This is a genomic window from Sphaerisporangium cinnabarinum (assembly GCF_055567015.1).
Window position 1 is genome coordinate 138,893 of record NZ_JBVHRG010000001.1, and the last position, 17,664, is coordinate 156,556.

Annotated in this window: 18 protein-coding genes; 9 read left to right on the forward strand and 9 right to left on the reverse strand. The window is 74.1% G+C overall.

What is annotated here, in order from left to right:
* Positions 1-22 precede the first annotated feature (22 nt).
* The 4 genes from ACZ4MO_RS00640 to ACZ4MO_RS00655 all read left to right on the forward strand — a co-directional run bounded on the left by ACZ4MO_RS00640 (position 23) and on the right by ACZ4MO_RS00655 (position 3,944).
* Positions 23-1,225 (forward strand): aminotransferase class I/II-fold pyridoxal phosphate-dependent enzyme, encoded by a 1,203-nt coding sequence (locus ACZ4MO_RS00640; RefSeq protein WP_175008821.1) that lies wholly within the window; start codon positions 23-25, stop codon positions 1,223-1,225.
* 87 nt (positions 1,226-1,312) lie between these two features.
* Positions 1,313-1,603 carry a DUF1905 domain-containing protein gene (locus ACZ4MO_RS00645; protein WP_175008820.1) on the forward strand — a complete coding sequence of 97 codons (291 nt, stop codon included), beginning with the start codon at positions 1,313-1,315 and terminating at the stop codon, positions 1,601-1,603.
* 152 nt (positions 1,604-1,755) lie between these two features.
* Positions 1,756-3,252: a WXG100 family type VII secretion target gene (locus ACZ4MO_RS00650; RefSeq protein ID WP_175008819.1), complete on the forward strand. Its 1,497-nt coding sequence runs from the start codon at positions 1,756-1,758 to the stop codon at positions 3,250-3,252.
* On the forward strand, positions 3,249-3,944 hold the full coding sequence (locus ACZ4MO_RS00655) for a hypothetical protein (RefSeq protein WP_175008818.1): 696 nt from the start codon (positions 3,249-3,251) through the stop codon (positions 3,942-3,944). Before ACZ4MO_RS00650 ends, ACZ4MO_RS00655 begins: the two co-directional genes overlap by 4 nt.
* Positions 3,945-3,967: 23 nt before the next feature.
* Here the strand turns inward: ACZ4MO_RS00655 and ACZ4MO_RS00660 are convergent, their stop codons facing one another.
* From ACZ4MO_RS00660 to ACZ4MO_RS00670, 3 genes are read right to left on the reverse strand one after another with little or no spacing between them, the layout of a single operon-like run.
* Entirely contained in the window at positions 3,968-4,531 is a 564-nt protein-coding gene (locus ACZ4MO_RS00660; protein ID WP_175008817.1) for a hypothetical protein, read from the reverse strand.
* Positions 4,528-5,040, reverse strand: coding sequence for a signal peptidase I (locus ACZ4MO_RS00665; RefSeq protein WP_175008816.1), 513 nt, complete (start codon positions 5,038-5,040; stop codon positions 4,528-4,530). Before ACZ4MO_RS00665 ends, ACZ4MO_RS00660 begins: the two co-directional genes overlap by 4 nt.
* Positions 5,041-5,077: 37 nt before the next feature.
* Complete coding sequence (locus ACZ4MO_RS00670) at positions 5,078-5,620, reverse strand: hypothetical protein (RefSeq protein ID WP_175008815.1); 543 nt, start codon at positions 5,618-5,620, stop codon at positions 5,078-5,080.
* A gap of 284 nt (positions 5,621-5,904) precedes the next feature.
* On the opposite strand from ACZ4MO_RS00670, the gene ACZ4MO_RS00675 reads away from it, so the two are divergent.
* The 3 genes from ACZ4MO_RS00675 (at position 5,905) to ACZ4MO_RS00685 (ending at position 10,555) form a co-directional block, all read left to right on the forward strand.
* Positions 5,905-7,890, forward strand: coding sequence for a penicillin-binding transpeptidase domain-containing protein (locus tag ACZ4MO_RS00675; RefSeq protein ID WP_175008814.1), 1,986 nt, complete (start codon positions 5,905-5,907; stop codon positions 7,888-7,890).
* Between the two features lie 561 nt (positions 7,891-8,451).
* On the forward strand, positions 8,452-9,855 hold the full coding sequence (locus ACZ4MO_RS00680) for a cation:dicarboxylate symporter family transporter (protein ID WP_186810426.1): 1,404 nt from the start codon (positions 8,452-8,454) through the stop codon (positions 9,853-9,855).
* A 175-nt stretch (positions 9,856-10,030) separates the two neighbouring features.
* Entirely contained in the window at positions 10,031-10,555 is a 525-nt protein-coding gene (locus ACZ4MO_RS00685; RefSeq protein WP_175008813.1) for a GNAT family N-acetyltransferase, read from the forward strand.
* A 38-nt stretch (positions 10,556-10,593) separates the two neighbouring features.
* On the opposite strand, the gene ACZ4MO_RS00690 is transcribed toward ACZ4MO_RS00685, so the two are convergent.
* From ACZ4MO_RS00690 to ACZ4MO_RS00705, 4 genes are all read right to left on the reverse strand, one after another.
* A complete protein-coding gene (locus tag ACZ4MO_RS00690; RefSeq protein ID WP_175008812.1) occupies positions 10,594-11,616 on the reverse strand; it encodes a TerC/Alx family metal homeostasis membrane protein in 1,023 nt (340 codons plus the stop codon).
* Positions 11,617-11,740: 124 nt separating this feature from the next.
* Positions 11,741-12,253 (reverse strand): SRPBCC family protein, encoded by a 513-nt coding sequence (locus ACZ4MO_RS00695; protein WP_175008811.1) that lies wholly within the window; start codon positions 12,251-12,253, stop codon positions 11,741-11,743.
* A 147-nt stretch (positions 12,254-12,400) separates the two neighbouring features.
* A complete protein-coding gene (locus ACZ4MO_RS00700; RefSeq protein ID WP_074804699.1) occupies positions 12,401-12,865 on the reverse strand; it encodes a hypothetical protein in 465 nt (154 codons plus the stop codon).
* A gap of 130 nt (positions 12,866-12,995) precedes the next feature.
* Positions 12,996-13,925: a zinc-binding dehydrogenase gene (locus tag ACZ4MO_RS00705; protein WP_175008810.1), complete on the reverse strand. Its 930-nt coding sequence runs from the start codon at positions 13,923-13,925 to the stop codon at positions 12,996-12,998.
* A gap of 177 nt (positions 13,926-14,102) precedes the next feature.
* Here ACZ4MO_RS00705 and ACZ4MO_RS00710 point away from each other — a divergent pair, with 177 nt between their 5' ends.
* Positions 14,103-14,486 (forward strand): TraR/DksA C4-type zinc finger protein, encoded by a 384-nt coding sequence (locus ACZ4MO_RS00710; RefSeq protein WP_175008809.1) that lies wholly within the window; start codon positions 14,103-14,105, stop codon positions 14,484-14,486.
* A gap of 39 nt (positions 14,487-14,525) precedes the next feature.
* Here ACZ4MO_RS00710 and ACZ4MO_RS00715 read toward each other — a convergent pair whose 3' ends face one another.
* On the reverse strand, positions 14,526-15,290 hold the full coding sequence (locus tag ACZ4MO_RS00715; protein WP_175008808.1) for a glucose 1-dehydrogenase: 765 nt from the start codon (positions 15,288-15,290) through the stop codon (positions 14,526-14,528).
* A 126-nt stretch (positions 15,291-15,416) separates the two neighbouring features.
* Positions 15,417-16,070, reverse strand: a complete 654-nt coding sequence (locus ACZ4MO_RS00720) for a TetR family transcriptional regulator (protein WP_186810417.1) — start codon at positions 16,068-16,070, stop codon at positions 15,417-15,419.
* 176 nt (positions 16,071-16,246) lie between these two features.
* Here ACZ4MO_RS00720 and gad point away from each other — a divergent pair, with 176 nt between their 5' ends.
* Positions 16,247-17,653 carry a glutamate decarboxylase gene (gene gad / locus ACZ4MO_RS00725; protein ID WP_074804711.1) on the forward strand — a complete coding sequence of 469 codons (1,407 nt, stop codon included), beginning with the start codon at positions 16,247-16,249 and terminating at the stop codon, positions 17,651-17,653.
* Positions 17,654-17,664: the final 11 nt, after the last annotated feature.

The window sequence follows — 17,664 nt, forward strand, 5'->3', positions numbered from 1 at the left end:
GCCGCACCGAAGGAGAGGCACCATGCGCACACCGTTGGACGTCCTCACGCTCGACGAGCTGCGCCGTCGGACGTCGGTGAAGTGGCGCACCTTCGCGCCCGACGTGCTGCCGCTGTTCGTCGCCGAGATGGACGTCGCACCGTGCGACGCGGTCGTCGAGGCGGTGACGGCCGCCCTGCGCTCCGGCGACACCGGGTACGACGTCGGCACCACCTACGGCGAGGCGTACGCGCGCTTCGCGGAGCGCCGCTGGGGCTGGACCCTCGACGCGGCGACGTCGCGCACGCTGCCCGACGTCATGGTCGCGATCGTCGAGGTGCTGCGCGTCCTCACGTCCCCGGGCGACGCGGTCGTCGTCAACCCGCCCGTGTACCCGCCGTTCTACGGCTTCACCGCGAACGAGGGGCGCCGCGTCGTCGACGCGCCGCTCGGCGCCGGCGGGCGGCTCGACCTCGACACGCTGGAGCGGGCGTTCGCCGACGCGACCGGCGTCGCCGCGAACGGCGACGGGCCCGGGAGCGGGCGCCGCGCCGTCTGGCTCGTGTGCAACCCGCAGAACCCGACGGGGACCGCGCACACGCGCGCGGAGCTGGCGGCCGGGCTGGCGCTCGCCGAACGGTACGGGGTGCGCGTCGTGGCGGACGAGATCCACGCGCCCCTCACGCGGCCCGGTCTCGACGGGCGCCCGGCGACGACCCACACGCCGCTCCTCACCGTCCCCGGCGCGGGCTCGGCCGTCGCGATCGTCTCCGCGTCGAAGGCGTGGAACCTGCCCGGCCTCAAGGCCGCGGCGGCCGTCGCCGGCCCGGAAGCCGCCGACGACCTGCGGCGCATCCCCGAGGAGGCGAGCCACGGCGTCCAGCACGTGTCGGTGCTCGCGCACGTCGCGGCGCTCGACCACGGCGAGGCGTGGCTCGACGACGTCCTCGCCGGCGTCGAGCGCAACGCGTGGCTCCTCGCCGACCTGCTCGCGGAGCACCTGCCCGCGGTGCGCTACCGGCCCGGCGAGGCGACGTACCTCGCGTGGCTCGACGCGCGCGGGCTCCCCGGCCCGGCGGGCGCGGACCCCCGGGGGTGGTTCCTCGACCGCGCGCGCGTCGCGCTGGAGGACGGGCGCCGGTTCGGCGCCGGCGGGCAGGGGCACGTGCGCCTCAACCTCGCGACGGGCGTCGACGTGCTCACGGAGGCGGTCGAGCGCATGGGCGCGTGCGTGCGGGGCGCGTGAATCTCGGCCCCACGACGACCGACGAGTTCTCGGCCGTCGACCGGTCAGACTCCCGACCACGACCGCACGACCCACCGGAGCACCGCCATGCCGTTCGAGCCCGTCACCCTCGACCACACGTTCACCGCGCCCGTCGGCGTCGACGTCAAGGGCGACACGTGGCCCTGCGTCGAGGTGCCCGGGGCGCGCGAGCTCTTCGGGTCGTTGCGCTCGGTCCGCGTGGACGCGACCGTCGACGACGTCGCGCTGCGCGACGTCGGGCTCATGCCGACCGGGTCGGGCGGGCTGATGCTGTCGCTCAACGCGGGCGTGCGCAAGCGTCTCGGCAAGGATGTCGGCGACACGGTGGTGGTCCGGCTCGAGCGCCGCCTGAGCTGAGGCGCGCGGCCGCACTGCCGCCTCCCGCGCGCATGGGCAGTTGTCCCCATCGCGGCGGCGGACCCGGCCGCGTACCGTCGGCGTGCGACCGTCGGGGACGAAGGTGTCGACGCGTGCGCGTGAGGGGACGCGCAGGGGCGGGAGGGGACGGCATGAGCGGGATGTGGGGCGCCGACGTCCGTGCGCTGCGCGCGCTCGCGTCGGGTCTGCGCTCCGGCGCCGACGCGCTGCGGACCCACCGCGCGCAGGTCGCGGCCGTCGTCGACGCCGCGACCCGGTGGGACGGGCCCGACGCCGCGCAGTTCCGCAGCGAGTGGGCCACCACGCTCGGCCCCTCGCTCACCGGCACCGCGAGCCTCCTCGACGCCGCGGCAGACCGCCTCGCCACGGACGCCGACCAGCAGGAGTCCGCGAGCGCCGACGGCGGCGCCCTCGCCGGCCCGGGCGGTCCGTCCTCGTCGGGTCCGGGCGGACCGCAGCAGGCCGTCCCCACCCCGACGCCGGGCGAGTACGCCGCGATGGACGCGGACGAGCGCGCCGCGTGGCTCGAGAACGCGACGGACGCGCAGGTCGCGGCGCTCTACGACCAGATGGTGCGCCTCGGCGTCGACCCCGACTCCCCGGGCTTCGCGGAGCTCGCCGTCACGCACTGGACGCGCGTCGCGGCAGGCGAGGCGGGGTTCGACTTCGCCGACTGGGACCCGTCCGCGGGGGCGTCGGCCAACCGCGAGATCATCGAGGACGTCTACACGTACTACGGCGAGCTCTACCTGGACAACCCGTGGATGCAGTGGGCCGGCATGGCCGCGATGATCGGTCCGTCGTTCGCCGCGGGGTTCTTCGACCTCGACATGATGCGGCAGCTCGCGCAGGGCGTCGCGAGCGGCGCCCGGGCGCTGCCGCCCGGTGTCGACCGGGCGGCGCTCGAGGCGATCGCGACCATGTCGGACGCCGAGCTCGGCTTCTACGAGAACCAGTTCCTGTCGATGCAGCGCGAGATCTTCGTGGACCAGGCCGTCATGCACGAGGCGTACCTGAACGGCGGGCTGGAGGAGATGGAGCGGCTGCTCGAGGCCGGTGTCATCGACGGGCCCGCGTACCAGGCGTGGGCGGACGTCGAGGCCGGCCGCGCGGGCGACGCGCAGGCGCTCGCGGACGGCAACACCGCACTCCTGTGGCGCGAGCAGAACCAGGTCATCGCGGACGACTGGCAGACCATGCGCGACCACCCGGTCACGGGCGAGGCGTTCACGTACCTCATGACGCTCGTCGGCGAGCCGTCCATCCCCGGCGCGGGCACGTACGCGCAGCACGACCCCTTCACGGTGAACGTCGAGACGCCCGGGCCGGAGCACCTCGGGATCCCGTTCACGGGCATCACGTTCGACAACCCCGTCCAGGGCACCGTGACGGTCCAGACGCCGCTGCCGGGCGGCAACATCGCCGACCAGGCGACCCGCTGGGAGTACATCTCGAACGACACGCTGCCCGCCTACCAGCAGCTCGTCACGCAGCACCCGGACCAGGCGGCGCAGATCATCGGCACCGACGTCTCCGACCGGATCGCCGACTACCGGCTCACGAACCCCGCCCGCATCGGGCGCATCCTTGACAGACTGACCGAGTGGGACGTGGACGTGGACCAGTGAGCCGAGGGTTCCGTCGCGCGCCCGGGTCGCCGCGGAGGCGCGGCGTCGCGGTCCTGCTCGCGGGCGCGCTCGCCGGGTCTCTCGTGCTGACGGGGTGCACGGTCACGTTCGGCGACCCGGACGACGCGGCCACCGGACCGGGCGGGACGACCGCCCCGGGCGGCGGGGACGTCGAGGGCGGCGGGAGCACGACGGGCACGACGACGATCGACGACATCGAGAGGGGCGAGACCGTGCGCTGGGACGTGAGCAGGCCGATCACCGCGGAGTCCGTCGGGCTGGGCGAGTCGATGGCCGTCGTGCAGGTGCCGGACGGCGCGGCCGAGGTCGAGCTGACGCTCCCCGACGGCACGTGGACCACGACGGCCGAGGAGCTGACGATCCAGCCCCGGCGCGGGTACGTGAGCGCGATCAACGTGTTCCGCACGCTCTCCGGCGGGCAGGCCGTGCACGACCAGCTCGTCGCCGACGCGCAGGTGCTGGGGTTCCCCCGGTCGCAGGTCGACCGCTGGCTCGACGACCTGCCCGCGTCGCTCGACGCGTCGCGCGCGGGCGGGACGCGGGCCCGTACCGGCATCAACGGGTCGAACGGCGACGTCGAGACGTCGGTGCAGATCAGCCACGAGCCGGGGCCGGGCGGTGACGAGTCCGTGCGCCTCTGGTACGTGATCAGCCCGGTCGTGCCGGACTGACGTCCTCCCCAGGCGGGTGCCCGTCACGGGCAGGCCGACGCGCCTGCGCCGCCCTGCTCGGCGACCTGGAAGTAGATCGGGCTCTGCCAGTCGGCGCCGTCCCCGCGCACGCGCGGCAGGTCGGAGCACGTCCAGCCCTGCTGCGGGGTGAACTGGCCCCCGGCGACGACGTGGGCGCCGCTCCACTCCCACGAGGTGTCCTGCCCGGTCGCGGCGCGGAGGTCGACGTCGAAGGACACCGACCGCGTGCCCGCGGGCACCGCGAAGGCCACGTAGTAGTTGCGGACCTGGCTCCCCGGCTCGCCCCACGTCTCGAACGAGATCCCGCGGACCGTGCAGCCGGAGAGGACGGTGCGTCCCTCGCCGCGCGCGACGCACGTGCCGGCCGTCGTCGTCTGCCACCGGCCGGCGGAGACGGGCGCGGCGGCCCGGGCCTGGTCCGTCCACGCGGCCGTCGTGGGCTCGACGGCCGCGTGCGCGACCCCCCACCACGACGCCGTCACGAGGGCCAGGACCGCCAGGAGCAGGCTCACCGTGCGGCGCCCGGCCGGCTGCCCGGCCGGCCCGCCGGTCCTCCGGCCGGTCATCGGCGGACCGGCTCCCGCCGCGGTGCGGGCGGGACGAGCAGGGTGAGGCCGAGCAGGCCGAGCAGTCCGACGAGGAGGGGGACCGCCACGGCGGGCGTCGTCAGGCGCACGATCGCGGTGCCCCAGCCGGCGAGCTGGACCGCGGGCTTCCAGACGTCGCCCGAGACGGTGTAGTCCAGGGCGTCCGCGAAGGCGTTGTTGTCGCCCTTCATGCTGACCGTGTAGCGGTCGTCGCCCGTCTGCTCGACGGCCTCGACCCGGTGGGTCACGAGGTCGTCGGTCAGCGCGCTCGGCAGGCTGACCACGTCCCCGACGGCCACGTCGGCCGCCGGGACGGGCCGGGCGACCAGGAGGTCGCCCGTCATGATCCCCGGCTCCATCGAGCCGGAGATCACGACGAGGGGCTTGATGAGGCCGACCGCGGTCGCGCCCCACACCGCCCCGCACACCAGCCCGAAGGCGGCGAGGACCCACAGGACGAGGACGGCGCCGCGCCGCAGTACCTGCATCGGTGGTTCTCCTCCTCCTGGGTCCGACGACGCCGGGTCAGGCCGTCGCGGTGGCGGAGACCGTGACGACGAGCGTCCCGGTGGCCCCCTGGTTCGACGGCGCCCAGTCGCTCGGCGCCGTGACGGTGAGCCGGAACTGGTCGCTGGAGGTGCCGCCGGCGGCGTCGAGGGTCGTGGCGAGACCGGAGACGGACGCGGAGGGGTTCGTGGTGAAGGTCGAGCCCGACGCGAAGCGGACGCTGGACGTGAGCGTGGCGCGGACCGAGCTCTCGTTGCGCACCCACAGGTCGATCGTGCGGGTCTGGCCGGGCAGGAGGTCGGCCAGGGCGTCGGACGGCACGACGAGCTCGATCGCGTCCGGGTCGGCCGAGTCCTTCCAGGTGGTCCCGTCCAGCGACCCCTGGAGGTCGAAGGTCGCGGCCGTCGCGGGCGCCGTGAAGAACGCGTTGTCGGTCCAGGCGGCGCTGGTGAGCGCCGCTCCGATGCCGCCGACGGCGAGGGCTGCGAGCCCGAACGCGGCGAAGGCGCGGCGCTTGTCGCGGCGCGGGGCGGGGGTCGTCTCGGGGGTGTGGAGGCTCATGACTCGAAAAGTACGGAGTCCTCCTCAACTCTGGCGCACCGGTTCCTCAGGAAAGGCGCAGGATCACCCCGGGATCGTGGCGAGCACCCGCGCCCACCTCTGCGCACCTGCCGCGGACCGGGGCGCGCGAGCGGAGGAGGGGAGCCGTGGTGCGGCTCCGCGGGACGCGGGAGGTGAAGAAGCGGCGGACGAACCGGGCCGGTCCGGCCGTCGGTGCCGGGCACGTCGGTGCCGTCGGGTAGCGTCCGTCTCGTCCCGAACGGCACGGAGCAGGGGAGCAACGAGTGAGCAGCGTCGCGCACGACCACGGTCGGTCCGGCACGCACGGCCGGTGGCGCGGGAGGACCGCCCGCTGGACGACGGCCGCGGCGCTCGTCCCCGTCCTCGCCCTGCCCCTCGCGGCGTGCACCCCCGAGCGCCCGGAGGCGTCCGACGCCGCGGCCGCGCTCGCCGACGCCATCGCGGCGGGAGACGTGAGCGCGCTGGAGTTCCGCAACGGCGCCGCGAAGGACGTCCAGGGGCACCTGGAGGCGGTGCTCGAGCCGCTCGCGCCGTACGAGCGCACGGTCGAGGTGGAGTCGGTGGACGTCGACGAGGAGGGCGACGACGCGGGCGACCGCGCGACGGCGACGCTCGCCTACCGCTGGGAGGTCGGGGGCGACCAGGCCTGGGAGTACACCACCACGGCCGAGCTCACGTTCGCGGAGCCGGCGGAGGGCGAGGACGGCCCGGGCGCCTGGGACGTCGTGTGGGAGCCGGACGTCCTCGTCCCCGAGCTCGGCCAGGGCGGCCGGCTCGCGGTGAGCCGTGTGCCGGCGGTCCGGGCGGGCATCCTCGGCGCCGACGGCGTCCCCATCGTCCAGGACCGTCCCGTCTTCCGGATCGGCGTCGACAAGACGCGCGTGGGCTCGGCCCAGTGGGACGGCGCGGCCCGGGCGCTCGCGGGCGTCGTCGGCCTGGACCCGGAGGAGTACGCGCAGCGGGTCGCGGGCGCCGGCGAGAAGGCGTTCGTCGAGGCCATCACCGTCCGCACGGAGGACACCGCGGGCGTCGACGTCGACGCGGCGCGCGGCATCGAGGGCGTCGCGGTGATCGACGACGCGATCCCCCTCGCCCCGACGCGCGAGTTCGCGCGCCCCCTGCTCGGGCGCGTGGGCGACGCGACGGCGGAGATCGTCGAGGAGTCCGAGGGCGCGGTCGCCGCGGGCGACCAGGTCGGCATCTCGGGCCTCCAGCGGCAGTACGACGAGCAGCTGCGCGGAGCGCCGGGCCTGTCGATCGAGGTCGTGCCGGGCGAGGCGGACGCGGACGCGGAGCCGACCGAGGTGTTCTCGGTCGAGCCCGTGGACGGCGTGCCCCTGAGCACGACGCTGCGCCCGGACATGCAGGTCGCCGCCGAGACCGTGCTCGCCGGGCAGGGGCCGAGCGCGATCGTCGCGATCCAGCCCTCGTCGGGCTCGGTGCTCGCGGCGGCGAGCTCGACCGCGGGCGAGGGGCTCTCGACCGCCACGACGGGCCAGTACGCGCCCGGGTCGACGTTCAAGGTCGCGACGACGCTCGCGATGCTGCGCGCGGGCCTCACCCCGGACACGACCGTCTCCTGCCCGCCCACGCTGACCGTCGAGGGCCGCGAGTTCCAGAACGTGCCCGGGTACCCGACGGCCGCGCTCGGCGACGTGCCGCTGCGGACGGCGTTCGCGAACTCGTGCAACACGGCGATGATCGGGCAGCGGGAGGCCGTGTCGCAGCAGGCGCTGCACGACGCCGCCGCCTCGCTCGGCCTGGGCGTCGAGTCCGAGCTCGGTGCGCCCGCCTTCTTCGGCGACGTCCCGACGGACTCGCAGGGCACCGAGCACGCCGCGTCGATGATCGGGCAGGGCAAGGTCCAGGCGTCGCCGCTCGCGATGGCGACGGTCGCCGCGAGCGTCGCCGCCGGGCGCACCGTCGCCCCGGTCCTCGTCCACCCGGACGTCCAGACCGTCGCCGAGGAGCAGCCCGCCTCGACCCTCACCGAGCAGGAGGCGGCGACGCTGCGCGAGCTCATGCGTGGCGTCGTCACGGACGGCTCGGCGTCGATCCTCCAGGACCTGCCGGGCGAGCCCGGCGCGAAGACGGGCACCGCGCAGTACGGCGACGGCAGCCAGTCCCACGCGTGGATGATCGCGACGCAGGGGGACCTCGCGGTCGCGGTGTTCGTCGAGACGGGAGAGGGTGGCGCCGTCACCGCAGGCCCGCTCATGCACGCCTTCCTCGACGTGCCGAACGCCTGACTCCCCGGTACCCGCCGTGCGCTGGCCGTCGCCCCGGAATAGGCCGGGTCGCCGGACGGTTGTCCACGAGCGGGTATGATCGGTTGCCGCGGGCGTCCGTCTGCCCGCGTCCAGCGAGAACCCACCGTTCCGGGAGAACCTCCGTGTTCGTCAGCGTGCCTGCCTGGCAGCTCACCCAGCGCCGCGACGTCGACCTCCGTCGAGTCGCCAGCGCGCTGTGTCGCTGACCCCCCGTCGCCGCTGACGCCTTCCCGCCTCCGCACACCCGTCAGGACCCCGGGTCGCCTCGCGACCTGAGCCGCTGACGCGCGTGGCGCGCCCCCGTCAGGCCGCAGGCCACCTCCGTGCCTGCGTCCCCGCCCGGGCCGCGCTGCTGCCGGCGCCCCGCGACGACGTCCCGAGCCCCTCTCCCGAGAGCGGGCGCTCGTGCGCCCGCGTCACCCCGAAAGGTCCTCCGTGTCCTCGACCCCCTCGACGGCCTCCCCGCAGGCCGACCCGCAGGCGAAGCAGGCTCCGGCCGCCGCGCCCGCGAAGAAGAAGCGCCGGTTCCCCTCGTTCAGCGTGCAGATCCTGCTCGGTCTCGCGGTCGGCGTCGGGCTCGGTGCCCTCGCGCTCGCCATGGGCCCGCAGGACGCCGCGGGCGACGTCCCCAACGGCCTCACCACGACGCTCGACACGATCGGCTCGTCGTTCGTGACGCTGCTCAAGGCGGTCGTGCCGCCGCTGATCTTCACCGCGATCGTCGCGTCGATCGCGAACCTGCGCACCGTCACCAACGCCGCGCGCCTCGCCGGTCAGACGCTCCTGTGGTTCGCCATCACCGCCGCGATCTCCGTGGCCGTGGGCATCGGCCTGGGCCTGCTGTTCCAGCCGGGCAACCGCGCGTCGGTCTCGCTCGACGCGGCCTCCGAGCCGGGCCGGACCGGTACGTGGCTCGACTTCCTCAACGGCCTCATCCCGGGCAACGTCCTGGGCCTCGGCGCGAGCACGCAGGTCGAGGTGACCGACGCCGGCGCGAGCGCCAGCACGTCGGTGAACTTCAACGTGCTGCAGATCCTCGTCGTCGCGCTCGTCATCGGCATCGCGGCGCTCAAGTCGGGCAAGAAGGCGGACCCGTTCCTCGCGTTCAACCGCTCCGCGCTCGCGATCGTGCAGAAGGTGCTGTGGTGGATCATCCGCCTCGCGCCGATCGGCACCGCCGGCCTCATCGGCTACGCCATCGCGGCGTACGGCTGGACGTCCCTCGCGTCGCTCGCGTGGTTCGCCGTCGCGATCTACGTCGGCCTCGCGGTCGTGCTGTTCGTCGTCTACCCGATCCTGCTGCGCACCAACGGCCTGAAGATCTCGAGCTACTTCCGCGGCGCGTGGCCCGCGATCCAGCTCGCGTTCGTCTCCCGCTCCTCGATCGGCACGCTGCCCGTGACGCAGCGCGTCACCGAGCGCAACCTCGGCGTGCCGAGCGAGTACGCGTCGTTCGCCGTGCCGTTGGCCGCGACCACCAAGATGGACGGTTGCGCCTCGATCTACCCGGCCATCTCCGCGATCTTCGTCGCGCAGATCTTCGGCATCGACCTGTCGATCACCGACTACCTGCTCATCGCGTTCGTGTCCGTCGTCGGCTCCGCCGCGACCGCGGGCCTCACCGGCGCGATCGTCATGCTGACCCTCACGCTCTCCACCGTGGGCCTGCCCCTCGCGGGCGTGGGCCTGCTGCTCGCGATCGACCCGATCCTCGACATGGGCCGCACCGCGGTCAACGTCGCGGGCCAGGCGCTCGTCCCGACGATCGTCGCGAAGCGCGAGGGCATCCTCGACCTCGAGCAGTACGAGGCCGCGACGGCCGAGGACCTCTTCGTGGACGAGGACGACGCGTCGTCCGAGCCGACCACCGTCGCCACGGCGACGGACGAGACGCCGGAGGAAGCGCCGTCGGCGACGAAGGCACCTGTGGGCGCCCCCGCCTGACGCCACGACGACCACCGGGAACGGGGTCGGCGACCGGATCCGAGGGATCCCGGTCGCCGACCCCGTTCTCGTGCCGCCGTGTCATCAGCCTCGGCGCTGGCCCGGGGCCGTCTCCGCATGAGAGCGTCGCGGTGCGTCCCGTGGCTGCCGGACGCGCTGGCGACGAAGGAGAGTGATGACGGTCAGCCAGGCAGAGATCACGTTCGTCCGGCTCGGTGAGGTCCCGCTCCCGGACGTCGTCCGGCTGCTCAACGAACCGCGGAACGCGCGCCACATGCCGCTCGCGGCGACCTTCTCGGAAGAGGCCGCGCGCCGCTGGGTCCGGGAGAAGGACGCGCAGTGGCGCGCGGACGGGTACGGCCCATGGGCGGTGCTCGTCGACGGCGTGCTCGCGGGGTGGGGAGGCTTCCAGGCGGAGGACGGTGTGCCCGACCTCGCTCTGGTGCTCCGTCCCGAGCACTGGGGCCGCGGCGCCGAGATCGCCCGGACCCTGCTCGGGCGGGGGTTCCGCGACCTCGGCCTCACGCGCGTGACCGTCGAGCTCCCGCTCACGAGAAGGCCGGAGCGCGTGCTCGCCCGGTGGGGGTTCGTCCCCGACGGCGAGGCAGTCCACGGCGACGCTGTCTTCCGGCGGTACGTGCTGACCCGTGAGGTGTGGGAAGCCGGCGGTGGCGGCGCGGTCGCGTCGGGCCAGGGGTGACGCGCCGCCCGTCCGCTCGTGCGTGACCGTCGACCGGCTCACCGCCGGACCCTGGACCGGCGGGGGAGCAGCGGCTCGAGGCGCGCCATCTCCTCGACGGTCGCGAGGCGGAACGGCGGCTCGGCCGGCGCGGGCGGCGTCCGGCGTGCCTGGCCACGCGTGGCCACGAGGCTGGCGACCACGGCGGACGTGAGGATCGTCGCGATCACACCCAGCGAGACCACCGTGGGGATGGCGTACAGGTCGATCTTGAGGAGCATCTTGACGCCGACCCACAGCATCACCAGCGCGAGCCCGGTCTTGAGGTGGACGAACCGATGGATGAGGTCGGCAAGCAGGAAGTACAGGGCTCGCAGGCCGAGCAGAGCGAACGCGTTGGCGGTGAAGACGAGGAACGCCTCGTCCGTGACGGCGAAGATCGCGGGGATGGAGTCCACGGCGAACACCAGGTCCGTCACCTCCACGAGCACGAGCACCGCGAGGAGCGGCGTCGCGAGCACGACGCCGCCGGTGCGCACGAGGAGCCGCTGGCCGTGGAACGCGTCGGTCATGGGCACGTAGCGGCGGAAGAGGCGCAGAGCTCGCGACCGGTCGGGGTCGAGGTGCTCGTCCCGCTGCCGCAGCATCCGGTAGCCGGTCCACAGGAGGAAGGCGGCGAAGAGGTAGAGGATCCAGCCAAGGCTGTCGATGAGCGCTGCGCCGGCGGCGATGAAGATCCCGCGGAGCACGAGCGCGCCGACGACGCCGAGGAACAGGACGCGGTGCTGGAGCTCCCGCGGGACGGCGAAGTAGCTGAAGATGATCGCCCAGACGAAGACGTTGTCCACGGCCAAGGACTTCTCGATGAGGTAGCCCGCGAAGTACGCCTGGCCGGCGTCGGCCCCGTACAACCGCCACACGAGGACCCCGAACGCGACCCCGAGCAGCACCCAGGCGGCCGACCACCCCACGGCCTCGCGGACACCGATGACGTGCGCGCGCCGGTGCGCGACCAGGTCCACGAGCAGCATGCCGAGGATCACGCCGATCGACGCGAGCCACACGACAGGTGAGACATCCATGACACGACCTCCGTCGGTGTTCCGAGCGAAGGTCTCTCCCGGCCCGCGGGCCCGACGCCCCGGGTCGTCGCGGAACGACCGGACTGACGAGACGTCGTCGAGGGATACTCCCCTGTGCGTGTGACTACGGTGCGGGAAGGGCTGAGCCGCTGTCAATCCCCGGCGGCACGCGCACCGCGTCGAGCACGACGGGGTCGGCGCACCCGCGCGCGAAGCCGGCGATGCGGCGGTCGACGTCGCGCTGGAGCACCCACGACCCGACACGCTCGGCGACCGGGGCGAGCCAGAGCGGCCGGCACCGGAAGCTGTAGCGCCACGTCGCGCGCGTGCTGCCGGCGGGGTCGGGCGCGAAGCGCCAGCCGCCCGCGAGGTTCTCGAAGAACCACGACCCGCGGACCATGCGCATGCCGACGTTGGTCGGCGGGTTGTACGAGACGTACTCGCTCACCATCGACAGCCCGCTGCGGTGCCGGGTGAAGGTGCGCACGCCCTTCGCGGGCGCGGTCGCTCCGTCGAGGAAGTGCTGGTGGCGGATGAAGGGGTCCCAGCGCAGGCGGACGGCGCCCGTCGTCTGCGAGACGGCGAACGCGGTCGCGGGGTCGACGGGGACCACGAGCGAGGACTCGACGACGGGCATGGTCGGATGGTCCCACGGGCGGCGGCCCCCCGCCGCGCGCCCGGGCGCCCGGACCGAGAGCGGCGCCCGGGCGCGAGAGCGGCCCGGGACGCGAGAACGGCCCGCCCCTCGACGAGGGACGGGCCGTCCGGACCGCGGCGCGTGGCGTCAGGACGCGAACGCGTACCCGGCCTCGACGCACTGGGCGCGGAACGCGTCGAGCGACGCCTGGAGCTTCGACGTGCTGACGGTCTCGCCCTGGACGGCCGCCTCGAAGGGCGCCTTGATCCCGTTGAGGTTCTCCTGGAGCTCCGGGTCGGCGAAGTTCTGCACCGCGGCGATGCGCTCGCGCGTCGTGTAGATCGCGGCGGCGGCGTCCTCGTCGTCGGGCGTGGCGAGCAGCGGCGTCGTCTCGGTGACGAGGCGCTCGGCGGAGTACTCGCCCCCGTAGAAGGTGCTGCACGTCGTGGTGACGGCGACGACGGTCGGCGTGACCTCGGGGGCCGCCTCGGTCGTGGTCTCGGTCGCGGGGGTGGTCGCCGCGTCGTCGCTCGCCGGGTCGGTCGGCGAGGCGCAGGACGCCAGCAGGAGGGCACAGGAGAGCGCCGCGGTGGCGGCAAGAAGCTTACGCATGCTAACGATTCCACACTCTGGCGCATGCGGGGCGCAAGGAGATTCGGGGTGCGCGCGGTCGGGAGCGGCGGAATCCCGCGGCTCGCGGGCCGAGCTTGTGCTCAGCGTCACAACCGAGCGAGGCGGCGCGTCACACCACGTCGAGGACGACCTTCCCCCGCACGTGGCCCGCCGCGACCAGGCGGAGCGCCTCCGCGGCCTCGGCGAGCGGGAACCGGGCCGAGATCTCCGCCCGGAGCCGCCCGTCCTCAGCGAGCGCGAGCACCTCGTCGAGGGCACCCTTCGCGTCGACCTTGTCGGCGATCCCCGCGGCGCGCGAGGCGTCCGTGCCGACGACGGTCACGGCGCTCGGCGGCTCGTCGCCGTCGGCGGGGGAGAGGTGCTCGCCCAGCAGCGCGACGGTCGCGGCGACGGTCTCCTCCGTGCCGACGAGGTCGACGACGACGCTCACCTTGTCCAGGCCGTCGGGCAGCGCGCGGACCGCGTCGACGAGCCCCGGGCCGTACGCGACCGGGGTCGCGCCGAGGTCGCGCACGTAGTCGTGGTTCGCGGGCGAGGCCGTCCCGACGACGCGCGCACCGAGCGCGGTCGCGATCTGCACCGCCGCGGACCCGACGCCCCCGCTCGCGCCGTGCACGAGCACGACGTCGCCCTCGCCCGTGTCGGCCTGCACGAGCGCGGAGAACGCGGTCGCCGCGGCGACGGGCAGCACCGCGGCCTGGTCGAGGGGGACGGACGACGGCTTGCGCCGCACGTGGTCGGCGCGGACGAGCGAGAGCTCGCGCTGCGCCCCCGTGCCGTGCCACACGACCTCGTCGCCGGGGGCGAGGTCCGGGACGTCGGGCCCGACGGCGTCGACCACGCCGGCCGCCTCGAAGCCCAGCACGCCGGGGACGCGGCCACCGAACGAGCCCGCGAGCCGCTTGAGGTCCGCGGGGTTGACGCCGACGACGCGGTTCGCGACGCGCACCTGGCCGGGGCCGGGAGCGCCGATCTCCTCGTCGTCGACCCGCAGGCCCTCGGGCCCGCCGAACTCCTCGAAGACGACGACCGTGCTCATGCCGACCCCCGTGGTCTCGCCGTCGGTCGCCCACCGCGAGGGCGAGTCCGCGCGGTGGCCCCGGGGTGGCCGGGCGGTTCCACTCTTCCATCGCGGACCGCCGCTGTCATGCCGCGGTGATGGGCAGGAGTGCCCGTCCGGGACGGTTTCACCCCGTCCCGAGCGTTGGGGAGGGTGATGACGACACCACCCGAGGGCCCCGGCCACCCGCTCGACCCGCGCCTCGCGCGCGAGCGGCTGCTCGCCGTGCGCGCGGAGGCCTCCGAGCGCCTGCGGGCGCTGCGCGCCGAGGTCGCGGGCATCGTCGAGGCGTCGCGCGACTCCAACGCGGACGACGAGCACGACCCCGACGGCGCGACGATCGCGTTCGAGCGCGCCCAGGTGGACGCGCTCGCGCGCGACGCGGCCGCGCGGGTCGAGGAGGTCGACGCCGCCCTCGCCCGGCTGGACGCCGGGACCTACGGCGTCTGCGCGGCGTGCGGGCAGCAGATCGCCGCCGGGCGGCTGGAGGCACGCCCGACGGCGCGGACCTGCGTCGCGTGCGCGGCCGCGGTGCACTGAGCGACCCCGCCCGCCGCGACCGGGCCCGCCGTGGCCGGGTCAGAGCTGGCCGTGGCCCTTCTTCGACGGGACGCCGGCGATGAGGCCGCCGTCCACGACGAACTCCGAGCCCGTCGAGTACGACGCCTCGTCGCTCGCGAGGAAGACGATCATCCGCGAGACCTCTTCGGGCGCCGCGGGGCGACCGAGCGGGATGAGGAGGTCGTCCGGGTTGAGCGACGCGGTCATGGGTGTCGAGATGAACCCGGGGTGCACCGAGTTGACGCGCACGCCGTACGGGCCGAGGTCGAGCGCCACGGACTTCGTCAGCCCGCGGACGCCGAACTTCGAGGCGACGTAGCCGTGCAGGCCGGCGCTCCCGCGCATGCCCTCGACCGACGAGATGTTGATGATCGACCCCGCGCCGGCCTTCGCCATGATCGGCGACACCGCGCGGATGCCGAGGAACGTGCCGGTGAGGTTGATGTCGATGATCCGGCGCCACGCGGCGACGTCGAACTCCGTGATCGGACCGCCGTTGGCGATGCCCGCGTTGTTGACGAGCACGTCGACGCGCCCGAACGCGTCGAGCGTGGTCGCGACGGCGGCCGCCCACTCGTCCTCGCTCGTCACGTCGAGGTGCACGTAGCGGGCGCCCGGGCCGAGCTCGCGTGCCAGCGCCTCGCCCTTCGCGTCGTCGAGGTCCGCGACGACGACCTTCGCGCCCTCGGCGACGAGGGCGCGCGCGTTCGTGACGCCCATTCCGCCGGTGCCGCCGGTGACGATCGCGACCTTGTTCTGCACCCTTCCGGGAGTGCTGCCCATGGTGGGGCTCCTTTCCTTGCGGGGCACGGCGGCGTCGGCCCGCCTCGTGAGCGGGGGCGTCGTCGCGCGGGTGGTGCGCACCTGCCCGCCCGGGGACCGCGGTCGACCGGCGGAGGGGACGGCTCGTCAGGGCGACGGCGTGGTCCACCAGGCCGGCAGGGCGTCTCGGGCGACCCGCGGGAACAGGCCGGGGTCACGGGGAGCGGGTGTGGCGAGCCACACCTCGAGCGCGCCGACCGTGCCGAAGCCGACGTACGTCGCGAACGCGAGCGCCGCGACGTCGTCGGCCGTCGCTGTGGTCGTGGGTCCGGCCGGGGCTCCCGTCGCGGTGCCGGCCGGAGCCGACGGGAGGAGGCCCGGGTGGGCGTGCAGGTGCTCGACGAGCGTGCCGGTGACGTGGCTCGCGAGCAGCCGGAACAGCGGCGCGCTGAGACCGCCCTCCAGCGCGCGCTCGTAGACGGGGAGGTGGGCCTCGACGTGCACGACGAGCGCGCGGCTCCAGCGGTCGACGACCTCGCGGGAGCGGGCGGCGACGTCGTCGGCCGTCTCGGCGGCCCGGACGTCGGCGAAGAACCGGTCGCGGATCGCGTCGAGCTCGGCGCCGAGCACGCGCGCGAGGAGCTCGGACGGGCTCGACGCGTGGTCGTAGAACGTCACGCGGTTGATCCCTGCGCGGGCCGCGACGGCGGACACCGTGAGCCGGGTGACGTCCTGCTCCGCGGCGAGCGCGAGGATCGCGGTCCGCAGGGCGGCGGCGGTGCGGGCGGTGCGCTTGTCCACGGCCACCTCCTCCGCGTCGTGCCGTGCGCTGTGTCGTCTTCGACGCTACGCCGAGGCAATCACTTAAGCAACAGGTGTTGTCTATCTCACCCGCCCAGAGGCGGTCCCGGGACCGCGGTCGTACCGTCGGGAGAGCGGCCGCAGGTCCGCGGCCACACCAACCCGAGGGGGCGGACATGGTCACGAACACGCGCCGGGCCGAGAGGCACACCGGAGAACCCGACGTCGTCGAGCTCAACCCGGTCTTCGCCAGACCCGGGGAGGCGACGGCGCTGCCCAAGTTCCGCTTCCCCGAGGACGAGTCCCTCCAGGAGACTGCGTACCAGATCGTCCACGACGAGGCGATGCTCGACGGGAACGCGCGGCTCAACCTCGCGACGTTCGTCGGCACGTGGATGGACGAGCACGCCGCGCGGCTGTACCTCGAGGCCGCCGACAAGAACATGATCGACAAGGACGAGTACCCGCAGACGGCGGCCGTCGAGACGCGGTGCTGGACGATGCTCGCCGACCTGTGGCACGCGCCCGACCCGGAGCACACCATCGGGACGTCGACCATCGGCTCGTCCGAGGCGTGCATGCTCGGCGGTCTCGCCCTCAAGCGGCGCTGGCAGCACGCGCGCCGCGCCGCCGGCAAGCCGACCGACCGCCCGAACCTCGTGCTCTCGAGCGCGGTCCAGGTGTGCTGGGAGAAGTTCTGCAACTACTTCGAGGTCGAGGCGCGCTACGTCCCGATCTCCGAGGACCACAAGGTCCTCGACGGCCACGACCTCGAGACGTACGTGGACGAGAACACGATCGGCGTCGTCGCCATCATGGGCGTGACCTACACGGGCATGTACGAGCCGGTCACGCAGATCGCGGCCGCCCTCGACCGGATCCAGGAGTCCACCGGCCTGGACGTGCCCATCCACGTCGACGGCGCGTCGGGCGCGATGATCGCCCCGTTCCTCCAGCCGGACCTCGAGTGGGACTTCCGCGTCCCCCGCGTCGCGTCGATCAACACCTCGGGACACAAGTACGGCCTCGTCTACCCGGGCCTCGGATGGGTCGTCTGGCGCGACACGGAGTCGCTGCCGGAGGATCTCGTGTTCCGCGTGAGCTACCTCGGCGGGGACATGCCGACGTTCGCCCTCAACTTCTCGCGCCCAGGCGCGCAGGTGCTCCTCCAGTACTACCTCTTCCTGCGCCTCGGTCGCACCGGATACGAGGCCGTGCAGCGCACGTCGCGCGACGTCGCGCTCTACCTGTCCGGCGAGATCGCGAAGATGCCGGCGTTCGAGCTGTGGAACGACGGCTCGGACATCCCCGTGTTCGCGTGGCGCCTGCGCGAGGGCCACACGAAGAACTGGGACCTCTACCACCTGTCGGAGCGGCTGCGTACCAAGGGCTGGCTCGTGCCCGCGTACCCCATGCCCGACGACCTCACGGACCTCACCGTCCAGCGCGTCGTCGTGCGCAACGGCTTCAGCCACGACCTGGCGTCCGCGTTCCTCGCGGACCTGCGCGACGAGGTCGCGCTCCTCGACGCCCTCACCGGCCCGATGCCGACCGAGGGCCAGCGCTCCAACTTCCACCACTGACCCGGGCGACC